At 72.0% G+C, this 14,064-nt stretch carries 15 protein-coding genes; 4 read left to right on the top strand and 11 right to left on the bottom strand.

The window, feature by feature from the left end:
* Positions 1 to 246: 246 nt before the first annotated feature.
* On the bottom strand, positions 247 to 510 hold the full coding sequence (locus ACFU97_RS40430) for a hypothetical protein (protein WP_384266741.1): 264 nt from the start codon (positions 508 to 510) through the stop codon (positions 247 to 249).
* A 391-nt stretch (positions 511 to 901) separates the two neighbouring features.
* On the opposite strand from ACFU97_RS40430, the gene ACFU97_RS40425 reads away from it, so the two are divergent.
* Positions 902 to 1,603 (top strand): DUF1062 domain-containing protein, encoded by a 702-nt coding sequence (locus ACFU97_RS40425; protein ID WP_384266738.1) that lies wholly within the window; start codon positions 902 to 904, stop codon positions 1,601 to 1,603.
* On the opposite strand, the gene ACFU97_RS40420 is transcribed toward ACFU97_RS40425, so the two are convergent.
* Together ACFU97_RS40420 and ACFU97_RS40415 are read right to left on the bottom strand one after the other, a co-directional pair.
* Positions 1,600 to 2,220, bottom strand: a complete 621-nt coding sequence (locus ACFU97_RS40420; RefSeq protein ID WP_384266736.1) for a dihydrofolate reductase family protein — start codon at positions 2,218 to 2,220, stop codon at positions 1,600 to 1,602. The two genes, ACFU97_RS40425 and ACFU97_RS40420, sit on opposite strands and share 4 nt — an antisense overlap.
* A 73-nt stretch (positions 2,221 to 2,293) precedes the next feature.
* Positions 2,294 to 3,136 (bottom strand): helix-turn-helix domain-containing protein, encoded by an 843-nt coding sequence (locus ACFU97_RS40415; RefSeq protein ID WP_384266735.1) that lies wholly within the window; start codon positions 3,134 to 3,136, stop codon positions 2,294 to 2,296.
* A gap of 92 nt (positions 3,137 to 3,228) precedes the next feature.
* Between ACFU97_RS40415 and ACFU97_RS40410 the strand changes: the two genes are divergently transcribed.
* Positions 3,229 to 3,525 carry a zinc-ribbon domain-containing protein gene (locus ACFU97_RS40410; RefSeq protein WP_384266732.1) on the top strand — a complete coding sequence of 99 codons (297 nt, stop codon included), beginning with the start codon at positions 3,229 to 3,231 and terminating at the stop codon, positions 3,523 to 3,525.
* 121 nt (positions 3,526 to 3,646) lie between these two features.
* The gene (locus ACFU97_RS40405; protein WP_384266730.1) at positions 3,647 to 4,468 is read left to right on the top strand and encodes an SAM-dependent methyltransferase; all 822 of its coding nucleotides are present in this window, start codon (positions 3,647 to 3,649) and stop codon (positions 4,466 to 4,468) included.
* 75 nt (positions 4,469 to 4,543) lie between these two features.
* Here ACFU97_RS40405 and gap read toward each other — a convergent pair whose 3' ends face one another.
* The 5 genes from gap to ACFU97_RS40380 all read right to left on the bottom strand — a co-directional run bounded on the left by gap (position 4,544) and on the right by ACFU97_RS40380 (position 9,201).
* Positions 4,544 to 5,542, bottom strand: coding sequence for a type I glyceraldehyde-3-phosphate dehydrogenase (gap, locus tag ACFU97_RS40400; RefSeq protein WP_384266728.1), 999 nt, complete (start codon positions 5,540 to 5,542; stop codon positions 4,544 to 4,546).
* A gap of 120 nt (positions 5,543 to 5,662) precedes the next feature.
* A complete protein-coding gene (locus tag ACFU97_RS40395; RefSeq protein WP_384266726.1) occupies positions 5,663 to 6,619 on the bottom strand; it encodes a GlxA family transcriptional regulator in 957 nt (318 codons plus the stop codon).
* Between the two features lie 95 nt (positions 6,620 to 6,714).
* Positions 6,715 to 7,272, bottom strand: a complete 558-nt coding sequence (locus ACFU97_RS40390; protein WP_384266724.1) for a cysteine hydrolase family protein — start codon at positions 7,270 to 7,272, stop codon at positions 6,715 to 6,717.
* 68 nt (positions 7,273 to 7,340) lie between these two features.
* Positions 7,341 to 8,762, bottom strand: a complete 1,422-nt coding sequence (locus ACFU97_RS40385; protein ID WP_384266723.1) for an MFS transporter — start codon at positions 8,760 to 8,762, stop codon at positions 7,341 to 7,343.
* Complete coding sequence (locus ACFU97_RS40380) at positions 8,755 to 9,201, bottom strand: MarR family winged helix-turn-helix transcriptional regulator (RefSeq protein WP_384266720.1); 447 nt, start codon at positions 9,199 to 9,201, stop codon at positions 8,755 to 8,757. The genes ACFU97_RS40385 and ACFU97_RS40380 overlap by 8 nt, the downstream gene beginning before the upstream one ends.
* Before the next feature lie 190 nt (positions 9,202 to 9,391).
* Here ACFU97_RS40380 and ACFU97_RS40375 point away from each other — a divergent pair, with 190 nt between their 5' ends.
* Positions 9,392 to 11,125: a hypothetical protein gene (locus ACFU97_RS40375; RefSeq protein ID WP_384266718.1), complete on the top strand. Its 1,734-nt coding sequence runs from the start codon at positions 9,392 to 9,394 to the stop codon at positions 11,123 to 11,125.
* Between the two features lie 4 nt (positions 11,126 to 11,129).
* Here the strand turns inward: ACFU97_RS40375 and ACFU97_RS40370 are convergent, their stop codons facing one another.
* From ACFU97_RS40370 to ACFU97_RS40360, 3 genes are all read right to left on the bottom strand, one after another.
* Positions 11,130 to 11,795 carry a response regulator gene (locus ACFU97_RS40370; RefSeq protein WP_384266717.1) on the bottom strand — a complete coding sequence of 222 codons (666 nt, stop codon included), beginning with the start codon at positions 11,793 to 11,795 and terminating at the stop codon, positions 11,130 to 11,132.
* Positions 11,792 to 13,042, bottom strand: coding sequence for a sensor histidine kinase (locus ACFU97_RS40365; RefSeq protein ID WP_384266842.1), 1,251 nt, complete (start codon positions 13,040 to 13,042; stop codon positions 11,792 to 11,794). The genes ACFU97_RS40370 and ACFU97_RS40365 overlap by 4 nt, the downstream gene beginning before the upstream one ends.
* Before the next feature lie 117 nt (positions 13,043 to 13,159).
* Positions 13,160 to 13,999: an ABC transporter permease gene (locus tag ACFU97_RS40360; protein WP_384266715.1), complete on the bottom strand. Its 840-nt coding sequence runs from the start codon at positions 13,997 to 13,999 to the stop codon at positions 13,160 to 13,162.
* Positions 14,000 to 14,064: the final 65 nt, after the last annotated feature.

The raw sequence follows: 14,064 nt of genomic DNA, 5'->3' as shown, positions 1-14,064 counted from the left end.
CGCGTCCGGGCGGCGGCCTGCAGCCGGCGGGAGCGCGAGCGGTACGGGCAAGAGCGCCGGCCGCGGCACCGACCGGCGCGGCGGGAGCCGCCGTACCTCTGCGACCTAGGGATGGGAAGCGGCGGCGCCGAGCGGATCGACCTCGAGCTCTGTGCCGCCGTGACCGGGAACTGATCCCACCTGAGCTGCTGTCCCCCAAGCTCCGCGGCCACTCCTCGCACCCACCGCTTGCGGCCCCGTGGACACTCAGCGCTGGCTGAGAAGCCCCACGGTCTTCTCCACGTCCTGCCGCGGCACCTCCCAGAGGACGGCCTGGGAACCCGGCACCTTGCTGCCTCCACCCCATTCGACGAAGCGGTTGCCTCGTGCCGGGTCCTCGTGGGACGTGATGCGTACGAGCCCCTCGGAGTCGGCGAGTTCGAGTTCGGTGACGGTTCGCCAGGGCCGCCGCGAGGGATCGAGCTGCCAGGGCCGGGTGCGGGCCGTTTCGCACCGAGCCGCGAACATCACGGGGAAGTCGTCGACTTCGTTCGCCCACGTAGCCGGCGAACCCGCGTCACTGCGAAGGGCTGCCCAGGGGGCCAACCGGGCAGGTCCGCTTCTATGTCGTTGCGCTCGTGAGTGGTAGATCAACTATGCCAAGTGGGGCCCGGCTCACCGGTGGGCGGTCCGTCTGCGTGGGGAAAAGGAGTTGCGTGCGGGGCGGCGTCTCGATCAGGATCGCCCTCATGGATCTGTAAGCCCTGCCACGTACTCACAGTCGACCTGTCGCGCGATCGACCTCGGAGCCTGACGTCCCGGCCCGAGGCGGCGCCCGCGCCTTCGTGTGCACCCTTCAGATCCCAGGAGCCCCGGCCTGGCCGCGTGCGCTTCTGCTGAGTCCAGAAGACGGACAACATTCATGAATACCGCCCGCAAGGCCCGTTGGGCCGTGCGTCAGTCCGCCCTGCCCACCGTCGTGAAGCCCTGCCTGAGCTGCACCGGCACGCGGCACCGTCCCTCGGGCAAGTTCCGCGTCAACGCAAGCGGCAAGCTGCTCGACGTCTGGCTGCTCCTCAACTGTGCGCTGTGCGACCGCACTTCAAAGGTGCCGGTCCATGAGCGCACCCACGTGTCGTCGCTGGACCCCGCTCGCCTGGTGGCGTACGAGTCCAACGCCCGTGCCGCGGTGGGGGAATGGGCGATGAGCGCGTCGTTGGCCGCGAAGAACGGATACCGCCTCGACTGGACCGGCACGTGGCGGCTCCAGGCCGAGGCAGGTCTCGACATTCCTCATGTACTCGACGCCTCGGCACCGCTCACGGTGTCGGTCCGCTTCGAACTGCCCGCGCCGGTCCGCGTCGAACGGCTCCTCATGATCGGGCTCGGCACCAGCCGTACCGAGGTCCGGCGCATGGTCGCCGACGGCCGCATCCGGCTGCCGTCGGCTCCCGGTGCCAAGACTCATCGGGACTTCGAGTTCAGGATCGAGCGAGACGGTGCCGTCGATGTCGCGGGACATCCGACGGTCCCCGTGGCTCGTTCCGAACCTCGCAAGCGCAGCTCTCCGGGCCGCGTCGCCGTGTTCGGCGTACGGCCGAGGGTGCTGAGTCCGGCGCCCTAGGGCCTGTTGTGGCGCACCCTGAACCTCAGGTGCAGCACGCCCTCGCCCTGGATGACCACGTGCGGGTCCTCCAGCAGGTGCCTGCCGTCGAGGTCGCCGAAGTAGCGCTTGCCCGAGCCGAAGATCGCCGGGGCCACGTCCATGGCGACCTCGTCCACGAGGCCGGCGGCGAGGATCTGGCCGCCGACCTGGCCGGCGTTCACGGCGATGACGCGATCGCCGGCCAGGTCCTGCGCCGTGTCGATCGCGGCCGTCACGCCGTCGACGAAATGGTAGGAGGCTTCGGGGTGCCAGCCCTCGGGCTTGGGCCGGTGGGAGACCACGACCACGTGGTCACCCGCCGGCGGGCTGCCGTCCCAGCCGTTCACCAGGTCGAAGAGGGTGCGGCCCATCACGATCGTGCCGATGGACGCCCACATCGAGCGGACGTAGTCCGCCGACGCACGCGAGACCTTCATGCGGCTGCCGGTGCCCGAGTGGTCGTAGTCCTGGTCCGTGCTCCCGGTGATCGGGACGTCGCCGTTGAAGTACCAGTCGTGAAGCGGCCCGACGTCGTCGTTCTTGTCGGCGATGAAGCCGTCCACCGACGCCACGCTGTGCATGATCACCGTGCCCACAGGGTCTCCTCGCGGTCGCCTCGTCCCCTCGCTCCCATCTTGTCGCCGGGCGGGCGCTCGGGCATGTAAGAAATCAATCGGCCGGCATCGGACCGCTGTCCTGCGGGCTCCCCCGATCGGTGGGGAATCGGCGCCGCAGGGCCAGGTAGTCCGTCGGCGTGAGGCCCGTGAAGTCCTTGAACTCCCGGCTGAAATGGGCGTGGTCGAAGTAGCCCGCCCGGTGCGCCTGCTCCGACCAGTCGACCGGTCGCAGGGCGTCCACCGACACGATCAGCCGGGCGAACCGGTAGATCCGGGCCACCCGCTTCGGGGTGACGCCGACGTGGTCCTTGAACAGCTTGGCCAGGTGGTTGCCGCTCACGCCTGCGTCGTCGGCGAGCGCACCGACCGGGATACCGCCGTACGAGGTCTCGAGCCGCCCGCCCGTGTGCGTGACCAGGTCGAGGCCGCGCGACGGTGCCCCGGTGAGGTGTGATCGCAGTTCCTCCTCCACCACCCGCAGGGTCTCGGCGGGCGACGTGGCTTCGCCGACCCGGTTGCGGATCCGGTCCACGGACCGCTGCCAGACGGCGTCGACCGGCACCCATCGGTTGCGCAGCTCGTTCGCCGGCATGCCGACGAACGGCGACATCCCCCAGGGCTTGAAGTGCACCCCGACGAGTCGCACCCGCTCCGGGTACTCGAAGAGGAAACGCCTGGTCCAGACCCCCATGAACCATGCGTCGGTGAAGACCGCCGGCGGCACCGAGCCGTCGGAATCCCACAGGCGCACGGGCCCGCCGAGGTGGATGAACAAGTGGGCCGAGGGCATCGGCGGCACGTTCATCCGCCGGTGGCGCGGCACCCCGGTCAGGCAGTAGATGTCGTCGACGAACCGGTCGAGCGGCGCAGCGGGCACCCTGCCGACGTAGTCCATACAGTCAGTGTGACCTGTCCGGGTGTACGAGACTGTGCTCATGACCGCGTGCACCGTCACGCGAAACGGCACGGCACAGGGAGAGCGACCGAATGATCATCTTCGGCACCAAGCGATACGTGTACCAGCTCGCGATACTGACGCTGGTCTGCGGCAGCTGCGGCAATCCCTCCGCGCACACGCTCAAGAGGTACGTCACCAAGTTCTCGCTGTTCTTCGTGCCGCTGTTCCCGATCTCGACGAAGTACGCGACGCAGTGCACCTTCTGCGGCCTGGAGCAGAAGGTGACGAAGGAGCAGGCGGAGCAGTTGCAGGCGCAGGCCGCGAGCGGGCAGGGCGGGCACAGCGGTCAGGCGTACGGGCAGCCGCAGCAGCCGTACCAGCCCTGAGTCCGGTACGAGGCCGGCCGACGGACGCCCAAGGCTGCCTCAAGATCCGGGAATTGGTGGCCTGAACCGACACCGCCCGCTACGTTGTCGCTTGCCACCAGTGGCGAGCGAGGAGCGTGTCATGTCTGAGGAGTCGGCCGACGATCGTGAGGCGGTGCTGGCACGGCTGGATCTCAACACCCCGCATTCGGCACGGGTGTGGAACTACTGGCTGGGCGGCAAGGACAACTACGGCCCCGACCGCGCCATGGGCGACCAAGTCCTTGAGTACTTCCCGGAGATCGTCGACGCCGCACGGGCCGACCGGGCGTTTCTCGGGCGGGCGGTGCGCCATCTGGTCGGCGACGCCGGCATCCGCCAGTTCCTCGACCTGGGCACCGGCCTGCCCACGGCGGACAACACCCACGAGGTCGCCCAGCGGCTGGCCCCCGACGCGCGGATCGTCTACGTGGACAACGATCCGCTGGTCCTGGTCCACGCCCAGGCACTGCTCACCAGCAGCCCCGAGGGCGTCACGGACTACATCGACGGGGACGTCCACAACCCGGGCACGATCCTCCAAGGCGCCGCCCGCACACTGGACTTCGACCAGCCGATCGCGCTCATGCTGCTGGGCATCATGCAGTTCGTGAACGACGACGAGGAGTCGTACGAGATCGTCGACCGCCTCGTGGCCGCCCTGCCGTCCGGCAGCTATCTGGCCCTCGCCCATCCGACCGCCGAGGTGCACACCCAGGCGATGACGGCGGCGGTCGCCAGCTGGAACGAGCAGGGCTCGGCTCCGATGAAGCTCCGCAGCCGCGAGCAACTGCTGCGTTTCTTCCGGGGGTTGGAGCTGCTCGAGCCGGGTGTGGTGTCCTGCTCGCGCTGGCGTGCCGAGCAGCCGGAGATCGGCGAGATCGTCGACGTGACGCAGTTCTGCGGAGTGGCGCGGAAGCCCTGACGCACGCCACGACGGCTGCCGGGCGCCCCACGGTGTGGGGCGTCCGGCAGCCGTTCGGGGGCGGTGGCGCGCCGGTCAGCGCGCGGCGAGCAGCTCCAGCGTGTCGATGACGCGGTTGGAGAAGCCCCACTCGTTGTCGTACCAGGCGACCACCTTGACGTGGCGGCCGTCGACGCGGGTGAGGGCCGAGTCGAAGATGGACGAGGCCGGGTTGCCGGTGATGTCGGAGGAGACCAGCGGGTCCTCCGAGTACTCGAGGACGCCGGCCAGCGGACCCTCGGCCGCGGTGCGGTAGGCCGCCAGGATCTCGTCGCGGGTCACGTCGCGGGCGACGGTCGTGTTGAGCTCGACGATGGAGCCGACCGGGACCGGCACGCGGATCGAGTCGCCGGACAGCTTGCCGTCGAGGCCCGGCAGGACGAGGCCGATCGCCTTGGCGGCGCCGGTCGTGGTCGGCACGATGTTGACGCCGGCGGCACGGGCGCGGCGGGCGTCGCGGTGCGGCCCGTCCTGGAGGTTCTGCTCCTGGGTGTAGGCGTGCACGGTGGTCATGAACCCGTGCTCGATGCCCGCGAGGTCGTCGAGGACGGCGGCGAGCGGGGCGAGCGCGTTGGTCGTGCAGGAGGCGTTGGAGACGACCGTGTGCAGCTCGGCGTCGTAGGCGTCGGTGTTCACGCCGTAGGCGAGGGTGACGTCGGCGCCGTCCGACGGCGCGCTGACGAGGACCTTGCGGGCACCCGCGTCGAGGTGGGCGCGGGCGGCCTTGGCCGAGGTGAAGCGGCCGGTGGACTCCAGCGCGATGTCGACGCCCAGCTCGGCCCAGGGCAGCTGCGCCGGGTCGCGCTCGGCGAGCACCTTGATGCGGCGGCCGTCGACGACGAGGGTGTCGCCGTCGACGCTCACCGGGCGGCCGAGGCGGCCGGCCGTGGAGTCGTAGGCGAGGAGGCGGGCGAGGGTGGCAGGCTCGGTGAGGTCGTTGACGGCGACGACCTCGAGGTCGCTGTCGCGCTCGAGCAGGGCACGCAGCACGTTGCGTCCGATGCGGCCGAATCCGTTGATGGCGATGCGAGTCATGACTGTCCCTTGGTGTCCCTGTCCATTCGGTACGTCACCAGCCTCGCGTGGCCGGTCCGGTCGTGGCCTTGGCGTGAGCGCCATGGTTCGCAAGGATCGCGCCAAGCCGCCGCCGGGGGCCTACTCGCCCCTGGTGAAGGTGCGCCGGTAGTCGCTGGGCGTGGTGCCGAGGATGCGCTGGAAGTGCATGCGCAGGTTGGCGCCGGTGCCGAGCCCGACGTCGTTGGCGATCTGCTCGACGCTGCGACCGGAGCGCTCCAGCAGCTCGCGGGCCCGGTCGATGCGCGCCCGCATGACCCACTGCATCGGCGTGTATCCGGTGTCCTCGACGAAGCGCCGCGAGAAGGTGCGTGGTGAGACGGCCGCGTGCTGGGCGAGGGTTTCCAGGCTGAGGGGTTCGTCGAGCCGGTGCAGGGCCCATTCGCGGGTGGCGGCGAACCGTTCCCCGAGCGGCTCGGGCACGCTGCGGGGGACGTACTGCGCCTGGCCGCCGCTGCGGTAGGGGGCCGCGACCAGGCGCCGGGCCGCGTGGTTGGAGGCGGCCACCCCGAGGTCGGCGCGCAGGATGTGCAGGCACAGGTCGATGCCCGACGCGGCGCCCGCCGATGTCAGGACGCTTCCCTCGTCGACGAAGAGGACGTTCTCGTCGACCTTCACCCGCGGGTGCTTGCGGGCGAGGGCGCGGGTGTAGTGCCAGTGGGTCGTGGCGCGCTTGCCGTCGAGCAGGCCGGTCGCGGCGAGCGCGAAGGCTCCCGTGGAGATGGCGGCGAGCCGCGCGCCCCGGTCGTGGGCGGCGATCAGCGCGTCGACGACGGCCTGCGGCGGGTCCTCGCGGTCCGGGAAGCGGTAGCCGGGCACGAACACGATGTCCGCCCAGGCGAGGGCGTCGAGGCCGTCGGCGACGTGGTACGCCAGCCCGTCACCGCCGGTCACCAGGCCGGGCGCCGCCCCGCACACCCGCACCTCGTACGGCATGCTCCGGCGGGTCGTGAACACCTGCGCGGGGATTCCGACGTCGAGCGGCTTGGCGCCCTCGAGCACCAGGACGGCGACGCGTTGCAGGCGGGAGGTGGACACGAGGACAGGGTACGAGGGCTGCGGGGCGGAGACGATCATCCGGCGCCGCCCCGCGTCCGTCCTGCCGGGGTCGGTGCACCGCCACCCTGGCGGGGTCAGTGCACGGCCGCGAGGGCGTCGGCCCACTCCTTCGTCGTGGCCACCTCTCCGCGGCGGCCGAGGACCGTGGTCAGCAGGGTGTGGTGCAGGTCGGGGTCGGGGTCGGCGCACGCGTCGGACAGGACGGTGACGCGGTAGTCCAGGTCGGCCGCCTGGAGGGCGGTGGACAGGACGATGCCGCCGGTGGCGATGCCGGCCAGCACGAGGTGGTCGATGTCCTGGGCGGCGAGGATCTGCCGGAGGTTGTTGCCGGCGAAGGCGCTGACGCGGTTCTTGTGGACGACGATCTCGTCGCCGCGCGGGGCGACGTCGGGGTGGATGGCGGCCGCGGGGTCGTCGGCGGTGAACAGGTGGGTGGGCAGGGCGCCGAAGATCTTGTTGCGCGGATGGGCGTCGACGTGGCCGGGGCGCAGCCGCAGGGCGACGTGGATGACGGGGACGCCGGCGGCGCGGGCCGTCTCCAGCGCCCGGACGGCGGCCGGCAGGTAGTCGTCGGAGACATGACCGAGGTTGCTGAGCTGGAGGTCCATGGCGAGCAGGGCGGTGCGGGGCATGGTCGGGCCTTTCACTGCGGATGGCTGGGTAGGGCGGAGCACGCGGAGGTCGTGTCCGTGCGGAACGGCTAGGCCTTCCGCGGGCGTTCGGCCGCGTCGGCCGGCAGGCGTCGCAGGCTGCGGTCGAGGACGGTGACGAGAAGGTGGAGGACGCCCGCGCCGAGCATGATCCAGGCGAGGTGGTGCATGCCGGAGGTGCTGGCACGCTGCCCGAAGGAGGCGGCGGTGGCGGAGGAGGCGACCATCGAGCCCAGGTAGGCGAAGGTCCTCAGCAGACCCGCCGAGGAGGCGGTGCGCTCGGGGTCGGACTGGAAGTACACGGAGTTCTGCAGCGCCAGGCCGTTGGCGCCCTGCGGCACGCCGAAGATCACGGCCAGCAGGAGCAGCGTCCACACGGCGCTGCCCTCGGTGAGGGTGAGCATCAGAACGCAGGCGGCGATCTGGCCGGCGCCGCCGAGCAGGAGCTTGCCGAGGACTCCGTTGCTCCGGCCGACGATGACGGAGACGCCGATGCCCACCAGGAACATCGGTATCTGGACGAGCCCGGCGTGGAAGGGCGTGAGCCCGTAGCTCTCCTCGGTCCACTGGGTGAAGCCGTAGAGGAAGGCGTAGGAGACGACGTAGGCCACGAGGGCGCGTGCGTAGGTGGCCAGCAGGGGTGGGTTGCCGCCGAGGACGCGCAGGTCGATGAAGGGTGTCGTGGCGCGCAACTCCCGTACGGCGAAGGCCGTTCCGGCGGCGACGGTGATCAGCGGGAGGTACCAGGCGCCGGCGTGCAGGTTCATCAGGAACAGCAGGAGCGAGAACAGCATGGCCGCGAACAGGGCCATGCCCGGCAGGTCGATCTGCGCGGCCGGGCGGCCCCGTACGGCCGGGCCGGTGCCCGGCTGCTTGGGCAGGCGCAGGGCGCCGAGGGTGACCGCGACGGCGGCGAGGGGGATGTTGAGGGCGAAGGTAGAGCGCCAGCCGCCGAGGCCGATCAGCAGGCCGCCGAGCAGCGGGCCGACGACGGCGATGGTCTGGTTGGCGACCGCCAGCCCGGTCAGCACGCCGGCGGGGCTGTCCCGCCCGGTGCGTGCGGCCTCGCTGCGCAGCAGGGCCATGGCGGCGGGATACCCGGCGCAGGTGCCGAAGCCGAGCAGGACGCGGGCCGCGATCAGGACGCCGAGGCCGGGGGCGAGGGTGCCGACGACTCCGGCGACGCCGACGAGGCTGGTGCTGAGGAGGAAGAGGCGGCGCGGCCCGAAGATGTCGATCAGCCGGCCGACGACCGGCTGCCCGAGGGCGGTGGCCAGGTAGAGGGCGGAGACCAGCCAGGCGGTCTGCGAGGGCGGCGCCCCGAACGCGGCGCCGATGGGCACGAGGGCGACCGCGACGACGGTCGAGTTGATCGGGTTGAGGACCGAGCCCAGCATCATCGGGGGTATGAGCCGGCGGTCGAAGCCCGCCTTCCCGGTGTCGCCGCGGGTCGCGGTGGCCGGGTCAGTCATGGATCAGCCGCTCCAGTACGGCCATGGCCGCGATCACGCTCTGCCGCTCCTCCTCGGTGCACTTGCGCTGCAGCTGGTCGGCGAGCCATTCACCGCGGGCGGCCCGGCCTTCCTCGGCCCTTCGGCGGCCCTCGGCGGTGAGGGCGATGAGCATGCGTCTGCCGTCGCCGGGGTCCCGGTGGCGCTCGACCAGGCCCAGGCCGTCCAGCGCGGCGACCGTGCTCGCCATCGACTGGTGGCGCATGCCCTCGATGGCCGCGAGGTCACTGACCGTGAGCCCCTCGGTGTCCGTGAGGCGGGCCAGCACCGACGCCTGGGTGAGGCTGATGTCCCCGGTGTCCCCGGCCGCGCGGATACGGCGGCGCAGGCGCCCGACGACGGAGCGCACGTCCTGCGAGGCGCGGACGGCGGACGGCGACGGCTCGGCGTGTGCACTCATGATCCCCACCATAAAACCGTCAGCCGAAACTGTCCAGTTTGCCTGCGCAGGTGACCTGTACGACTGCCGGACGGGAGGATCGGATGAACTCCTGACCGCTTTCTTGTGGCGCTCTCACCTCCACCGGGTGAACCTGGCGCGCCCCATTTACCTCTACATGATGTAGTAGTCATTTGTGGAGAGGGCGGACATGAGCACCCATACCGTCGAGACCGACGTACGGCGGCGCGACGCGCCCTCATCCGCCGCCGCCCCTCCGCGGACCGCCGCCGACGACCCGCCCCCGCAGTGGCACCGGGGCATGACCCTGATCGCCACCATCAGCCTGTTCATCGGCACCCGCGCCGCCTGGACGCAGGCGATCCTCGACCGCCCGCCCGTCGGCGCGGTCATCTCCGTCTGCTATGCCGGGATCCTCGTGTGCGGGGTGCTCGCCCTGGCCGTGCGGAGCCGGCGGGCGCTGGTCCGGGTGGACGCCTGTGTCCTGGTCCTCGCGATCGCCCTGGTGCTCTGCGGGTACTGGCTGACCCACGGCGGCACCGACGAGGGCGTGCTGACCGCACAGGCCGCGAACGAGATCTGGCACGGCCGGCCGATCTACGGACAGCCCTGGCCCTGGCTGTTCGGCACCTCGAAGTCCGCCGTGACCAAGACGATGTCGGGCGGCGCGGACTTCACCTACGGCTACCCGCCGCTGACCGCCCTGGTCGCCGCACCGGTCCACGCCGTGCTGCACTCGCCCGCGGCGGCCACCCTCGTCACCACCGGCACGCTGATCGCCGGCGCGGTCACCCTGTGGCTGCTCCTTCCGGCCCCCTGGCGGTCGGCGGCCACCGCCGTCTGCCTGGGCTTCGGCATCCTGCCGGGCTACGCCCGCTCCGGATACCCGGCCATCCTCGCGCTGGCGCTCCTCGTCCCGGTGGTGGTCCGCTGGCCGGCCACGGGCGCGGGCGGACGGCTGGAACGCGGCGGGGTGCTGCGGGCCGTGTGCCTGGGCGCCGCCTGCGCTTCCCAGCAACTGGCCTGGTTCTTCGCCCCGTTCCTGCTGATCGGCCTCTACGCGGTGCGGCGCTCCGAGCTCGGGGCCCGGCCCGCGTCGGCCGTGGTGGCACGGTTCGCCGGCGTCGCCGCCCTGACCTGGGCGGGTGTCAACGCCTACTTCGCCGCCCAGGACTTCTCCGCCTGGCTGCACGGGCTGCTGCTGCCGATCACCCAGAAGGCGATCCTGCACGGGCAGGGCCTGATGGGCATCTCCTACTACTTCACCGCCGGCAGCAGCCGCCTGGACTACTACTCGTACGCCAGCATGCTGCTGCTGGCCGGGCTGCTCGCCGCGACCGTTCTGTTCGCCCGGCGACTGGGCACGGCCATCACCGTGCTGCCCTGGCTGTCCTTCTACCTGGCCACCCGTTCCCAGGACGGCTACTTCCTGATGATGACCCCGCTGTGGCTGGCCGCCGCGGCGACGGTCCCGGCCTCCTCGCTGGCCCGCGCCTGGCAGCCCCGGCTCCCCCGCGTCACCGGCCGGCACACCAAGGCCGCCGTCGCCGCGGCCCTCGTCGTCCCCGCCCTGCTGTGCGCCACGGTCGCGGCCGCCAGCCCGCCGCCGCTGCGCATGACGCTCACCCCGCGGATCACCGGCCGCACGCACTCGACCGTGACCGCCGTGACGGTGCGCGCGGTCAACACCACCGGCACCGCCCTCACCCCGCACTTCGCCAGCCGCGTCGGACAGGGCGCCTCCAACTGGTGGACGATCACCAGCGGACCCGCCACGCTCGCCCCGCACAGCAGCGCGGTCTACGTCGTACGCCCGGCCGGCGGCCACCACGCCCTGCCCCACGGGCTTCGGCGCATGTACCTCATCGCGGTCACCGGAACGCCGATGACGATCACCAACGCGCGGATCCAGGCCGGGCCCTAGCGGTTCAGGTGCACGGGCGGGCGAGTCCGTGGTCGTAGGCGAAGATCACCGCCTGGATACGGTCGCGGGCGCCGATCTTCGCGAGGACGCGGCCGACGTGGGTCTTGACGGTGGACTCGGACAGGACGAAGCGGGCGGCGATCTCGCCGTTGGTCCAGCCCTGGCCGATGGCGACGAGGATCTCGCGCTCGCGTTCGGTGAGGGAGGCGAGCCCCGGGTCCTGGCCGGAGTCCGCGCGGTGGGCGGGGACGTAGCGCGCGAACTCGTCCAGGAGGCGGCGGGTGAGGGCGGGCGCGATGACCGCGTCCCCGCCGGCCACGGCCCGGATGCCGGCGAGGAGTTCCTCGGGACGCGCGTCCTTGAGCAGGAAGCCGCTCGCGCCCGCGCGGAGGGCGGCGTGGACGTACTCGTCGAGGTCGAAGGTGGTCAGCACGAGGACGCGTGAGCGCTCGCCCGCGGCGACGATGCGGCGGGTGGCCTCGATGCCGTCCATTCCCGGCATGCGGACGTCCATCAGGACGACGTCCGGGCGCAGTTCGGCGGCCTTGCGGACGGCCTCGGCGCCGTGCGCGGCCTCGCCCACGACATCGGTCTCGGGCACGGACTCCAGCAGCAGGCGGAAGCCGTAGCGCTGCAGCGGCTGGTCGTCGACGACGAGCACGGTGGTCACCGGACACCGCCTTGCGGGCTCAGGTCGAGAACGGCCTCGACGCTCCATCCTCCGCCGCCGGCCGGTCCCGCGCTGACGGTCCCGCCGTAGAGCGCCGCCCTCTCCCGCATGCCCACCAGGCCGTGTCCTTCCTCGTGCGGCCCGGGGGGCCGGTCCGGGCCGGTGTCCTGGACGCGGATGGTCAGCCGGGCGTCCGTCTCGACGATCGCCAGGTGCACCCGGGCGTCGGCGCCGGCGTGCTTGAGGGTGTTGGTGAGGGCCTCCTGGACGATGCGGTACGCCGTCAGCTGCACCCCGCTGTCGAGGGCGTCCACGTCGCCGGAGGTGCGGTAGACGACGTCGCGTCCGGCCGCGCGCACGGTGGCGCACAGGGCGTCGATGTCCCCGAGGCCGGGCTGCGGGCTGAGTTCGGGCCCGCCCGCGGCGTCCGCCGGCTCGCGCAGCACGCCGAGCACGCGCCGCAGTTCGCCCAGCGCCTGCCGGCCGGTGTCGCCGATGAGCTGGAGGGCTTCCTTGCCGCGTTCCGGCGCGGTGTCGGTTGCGTAGGAACCCGCGTCGGCGAGCGTGATGATGACCGAGAGGTTGTGGCCGACGATGTCGTGCATCTCGCGGGCGACCCGTGTCCGTTCGGTGGCCGTGGCCAGCCGGCTGCGCTGGTCGCGCTCGACCTCCAGCCGGGCGGCCCGCTCGCGCAGTCCGGCGAGCTGCGCCCGGCGGACGCGCACCATCAGGCCGAGGGCGACGGCCGCGGTCGTGGTGCTCAGCAGGAAGAACAGCGCGTCCCAGACGGACACCGACGGGGACACCCGTACGGCGACCAGCACCATGGCGCCCGCGGTGGTGGCGCAGGCCCACGGCAGCTGCCGCAGCCGCCCGTGCAGGGCCAGGCTGTACAGGGCGACGAAGAGCGCGACGTCCGCGCGCAGCGCCGCGCCGAGGCACCACTGCAGGACGAACACCGCCGCGACGGCCGCGAAGGCCGCCACGGGCCTGCGCCGCCGCCACAGCAGGGGCAGGACGAGTCCCGCCTGGAGGACGAGCATGCCCGCGACGGGCAGCTGGGTGAAGGCGAGCCGGAAGTGGCGCGGGGCGTCGCCGTCGCCGGCCCCGTCGTGCAGCAGGTCGGGCAGGCAGAACATCAGGAAGACCACGGCCACGACCGCGCTGTCCAGCACCCACGGGCGGTTCCGGTCCGCCTGCCGCAACCGCCGGCCGCCCCGGGCGAGCCGGGCGACCAGCGGTCCCATCCCGCTGAGGTCTTCGGTGGTCACGGATGTCACCTGTTCATGGTGCGGGGTGGTACGGGGTGTGGACTGTTCATGGTGCGGAGCGTCGACAGCACGGGAGTGATCACGGTGCCGGTGTCAGACGTCGCTGCGGGCCATCCGGTACGCGGCGCCGCCCAGCGCCAGTGCCGTCCAGCACAGGAAGACCAGCATTCCGGCGCCCGGCGCCAGGGTCGTCGAGTCGTGGGTCAGGGCGAACATCGACTCCCCGGCGTTGGAGGGCAGGTAGGGGCTGATGTCGTCCTGCCAGGAGCTCGGCAGCAGCGAGACCAGTCCGGGGATCAGCATGAGGGTGGCCACCAGCACCGAGATCCCGCCGGCCACCGACCGCAGCAGGGCGCCCAGCGCGATGCCGATGACGCCGACCAGGCCGAGATACAGCCCGGCGCCCAGCAGACTGCGCAGGACACCGGCGTGCGAGAAGTCCATCGCGGCCGGGGTGCCCGAGACGATGCCGTGCCCGAAGAAGAAGGCGACGAAGGCCCCCAGGGCTCCCACCACCAGGGCGACCAGCCCGTACACGGCCGCCTTGGACCACAGCACGGGCAGCCGGCGGGGCACCGCCGCGAGCGTCGAGCGGATCATGCCGGTCGAGTACTCCCCCGCCATGATCAGCACGCCGAGGACGCCCAGGGCCAGCTGGGCGAAGTTCGTGCCGAAGAGGGACAGGCTCACGGCCGTGGAACGGGCGAAGTCCCGGTCCATGTGGGCGGAGCCGATGCCCGACTTGTAGCGGCTGGAGGCGATCAGCCCGAAGGCGACCAGGAACAGCAGGCCCAGGCCCAGGGTGATCCAGGTCGAGCGCAGGGACCACAGCTTGGCCCACTCCGAGGCCAGCACACGCCGTCCGGTCACGCGGTAGGCGGGCCGGGCGGGGGCGGTCGTCGGCTCCTCGGTGGTCGCGGTGAGGGTGCTCATGCGGTCCTCCCGGCGGTCTCGATGCCGGTCGTGCCGTGGTACTCCACGGCATCCCTGGTCAGCTC

This window comes from Streptomyces sp. NPDC057616 (assembly GCF_042800575.1).
Lineage (GTDB): Bacteria > Actinomycetota > Actinomycetes > Streptomycetales > Streptomycetaceae > Streptomyces.
The sequence above is the reverse complement of the archived record's forward strand: the minus strand, read 5'-3'. Positions and strand labels throughout refer to the sequence as shown.